Annotated in this window: 5 protein-coding genes; 1 reads left to right on the top strand and 4 read right to left on the bottom strand. The window is 32.1% G+C overall.

What is annotated here, in order from left to right; genetic code table 11:
• Positions 1–330: 330 nt before the first annotated feature.
• Positions 331–819, bottom strand: a complete 489-nt coding sequence (locus QZ138_RS10145; RefSeq protein ID WP_292888918.1) for a hypothetical protein — start codon at positions 817–819, stop codon at positions 331–333.
• A gap of 220 nt (positions 820–1039) precedes the next feature.
• Positions 1040–1732 carry a pseudomurein-binding repeat-containing protein gene (locus QZ138_RS10150; protein WP_292888919.1) on the bottom strand — a complete coding sequence of 231 codons (693 nt, stop codon included), beginning with the start codon at positions 1730–1732 and terminating at the stop codon, positions 1040–1042.
• Positions 1733–2010: 278 nt separating this feature from the next.
• On the opposite strand from QZ138_RS10150, the gene QZ138_RS10155 reads away from it, so the two are divergent.
• Complete coding sequence (locus QZ138_RS10155; protein WP_292888920.1) at positions 2011–2322, top strand: hypothetical protein; 312 nt, start codon at positions 2011–2013, stop codon at positions 2320–2322.
• 47 nt (positions 2323–2369) lie between these two features.
• Here QZ138_RS10155 and QZ138_RS10160 read toward each other — a convergent pair whose 3' ends face one another.
• Both QZ138_RS10160 and QZ138_RS10165 read right to left on the bottom strand, forming a co-directional pair.
• Positions 2370–2696 carry a HEPN domain-containing protein gene (locus tag QZ138_RS10160; RefSeq protein WP_292888921.1) on the bottom strand — a complete coding sequence of 109 codons (327 nt, stop codon included), beginning with the start codon at positions 2694–2696 and terminating at the stop codon, positions 2370–2372.
• A 97-nt stretch (positions 2697–2793) separates the two neighbouring features.
• The coding region (locus QZ138_RS10165) for a nucleotidyltransferase domain-containing protein (RefSeq protein WP_292888922.1) at positions 2794–3029 on the bottom strand (236 nt) is incomplete at its 5' end.

Here is a 3029-nt window from a genome sequence, read left to right on the forward strand (position 1 = left end):
GAGGTATTATTTATATTGGCCATAGCTATTACAACCTGTATATAATAATTAATATAATATTTTATTATTACTTTTATATAAAATTATCATTACAGATTTGAGCCACCCATTTTTCATTCACACATCGCCTATAGAATAATGGATGTTACATACGATAAAATTAATAGCTAGCATTTTACTTTTGATTTAATGGAATGGTTTTGACATTAACAGTTGGCGTTTTGGTTTAGGTTCTGGTTTTTGAAGTGGAGTATATATGCAATGGTTTGCGGATGTGGTTTTTGAATAGCTGATGGTGAGTGTTAATGTTATTTCGGTTTAAATAATGAATTATAGCAGTCCAAGTACTCTTTCACCCTTTTCGGTTATTATATACATTCTGCCATGTATTTCTTTGGGATTGACGCATTCAATGACTCCAAGGTCCACTAACTCTTTAATTGCAGCATAAAGGAAATTCCTGCTTATGTGCCTTCCGAATGCTGGATATAATGCATGCATAACATCATCCATATCCCAGTTTTCACGTCCGACCTCACTATTCCAAGTGTAAATCATCTTGCATGTCTTTTCAGAAATTAGTCCTTTTTCCAGACCCTCCTTAATATCATTGAATTCAATCACTGAAAACAGATAGCTTTTGGCGGCATATATTCCATATTTTTGAACTTTTTCTTTTTTGGGAATGCTGTTCATGAAACTCAATGCTTCCTTATTTGTACTCTCCCAGGTCAAACCTGAGTTGTCGTTTTCAAGAGTAAAGTCAACTACATACTTATAAATCCAATTTAATAAACTGCTGTCGGTTTTACGAATCATTTTCCATATGCACCTCCCCATGTATGGGTAATTAATATGTCTTTTATGGAAAGTATTTAAAGAAATGGTGAGAGCATTTGATTAATAATCGATTCATGAAAAAATTCATTTGAGAAATTAGTTTCAATTCTTTAAACTGAATTAAACAGTTTTAAAAAATTAGTTTTAATAGTTAAAGCTAATTATTAATGTAAAAAATAAAATAAGTTAACATTAACTGTTAACTTGAGTATAAATCAGTGAAAATCCAGCTTGGATCATAAGCTATGAGATAGCCGTCTTCACACCAGATGGATCTGACATTACCTGAAGTTGTATCTGCTACTGCAGCCGGATCTCTGTTAATCCAGTTCCCCCCAGTATGTTTCTTATGCTTGAGTCTTAATCTTATATGTCCTGTTCCGGATACCCTGCATTTGACATGGACAAATTGCACATCATAGCCTAATGATTTGGCTATTCTGTAATATACCTGTCCCCAGTCCACACAGTTGGAGCCTTTTCCCTGACTTGCATCATTTATTGTTTTCTTGTCAGTTTTCTGAGAATCAAAGTATTTGCTGTATAATTTCTTCTTTGCTATAACAGCCAAAGCTTCATCAATGGTGTTTCCTTTGAAATTGAATGTTTTGACAAACAGTTTCATTGTGGAATCGTTATAGTCAGGAAGTGTTGACATTCTGTATACAATAGCCGGAAGCCTTTTGTTTGCCCTGATGTATGCTTCCACCCTTATGGCCATGTCCACATATTCTGCCTTGTCAATTTGAGTTCCATCTTTTAGTGTTACGTAGTTTGGATGGAAATCCAAAGATTTATTATCTTTGATTAAATCCATCACATACATTGCAACCAGTTTATTATTACCCAATTTTTTGGCTTTCTTTTCTATATCTGTGCAGCTGCCTTTCAATGTTAGTATCTGATAAAAGTCACGTTTTTTGTATTTCTTTTTATTGTGAATCAGCCAGTAACCTTGTCCAACTAATATTATCTTTTTTATTATCTAACATATTATATTATTTATATATAATAGCTATTATATTTTTTGTAATCTCATTGAAAGAAAAAAGCATAGAGTCACAGTGGCAGTTTTAAAAAAGATGAAGAATAGATTTCACATGCTCTCACTCAACTTTTTTATATACCCCATTATATATAACTCATCATCAATCAACGGAGGTGATAATCTTGAATGGACAAAATCCACAAATGAGAGGAAATACAACTCATATTAGGTTTAAAAATACTGATAACCTAAAAGAAAATCCTGATGGTTTAATAGATGTTCTCAAAAAATATGAGTCTAAAATTGAACTTGACGAAAATTCACTAAAACAATTACGTGAAAAAAATATTGGAAAACCTTTTGAATTAGTTTTTAATATGAATGCAGAAAGTGAAAAAGAGTTTGAAACCATTAGAAAAGACATAGCTATTGAACTTCGAAAATTAGGTTACAAAGTTGACCCTAATTTTCTAAAATATGATATTATACTATAAATAAAAAGAAAATATTATTTTAAATAATATTTTCTTACCCTCCCCTTTTAAAAAAAATCATAATAAAGTTTCCACTTCATTAATGAATTTTTCAGCCTGTAAAATAAGTTCTTCAGCATCTTCTTCTGTAAAAGTTTTTGAATAACCGTAACATCATAAAGGTATCCATAGGTTTCCTTGCTAAGCAATCCTATTTTGACGTATTCCTTGGCAAGTGGTCTTAAGGTTCCCTCATGGGTTTTTGGGGAAATGCTCTTTTTAAGAAGTAATGCCAAAGCAGATGAATACATCGCATAATAGGACATGGTGACTGAGTCCCTATATTGTCCGCCTTCATATAACATTTTACTTGAGATTAACTGACTTTTTAACATTGATTGCATCTTTCGGATTATCCAATTACTACACCTTCTTTAAGTACGTTAGTTAAGAATGGATAATCTTCTACTTTTTTGAATTCGTCTTCTGTCATTAATCTTGGGGATATAGAATTATATCCATGGCGATTTTGTGGATTTCAGGTTTGATTTTATCTGCAATTGGAGATACGATTAAGATATCGATGTCTGACTCTTCGCTGTCGTCTCCACGAGCTACAGAACCGAATAACATTATTAATTTAATGTCATCTGATTTGATGGTTTCTGCAAACTCCTTGGCTATTTTAATTCTATCATGCACATAAATCACCCAGTACAATAAGTAAT

The sequence above is a fragment of the Methanobrevibacter sp. UBA212 genome (assembly GCF_905233225.1).
Classification (GTDB): domain Archaea; phylum Methanobacteriota; class Methanobacteria; order Methanobacteriales; family Methanobacteriaceae; genus Methanocatella.

Bases quoted from the DNA above. Each gene is read 5' to 3' on its own strand.
- QZ138_RS10160 (WP_292888921.1), bottom strand. From the start codon at position 2,696: ATGTTAAAAAGTCAGTTAATCTCAAGTAAAATGTTATATGAAGGCGGA.
- QZ138_RS10145 (WP_292888918.1), bottom strand. From the start codon at position 819: ATGATTCGTAAAACCGACAGCAGTTTATTAAATTGGATTTATAAGTAT.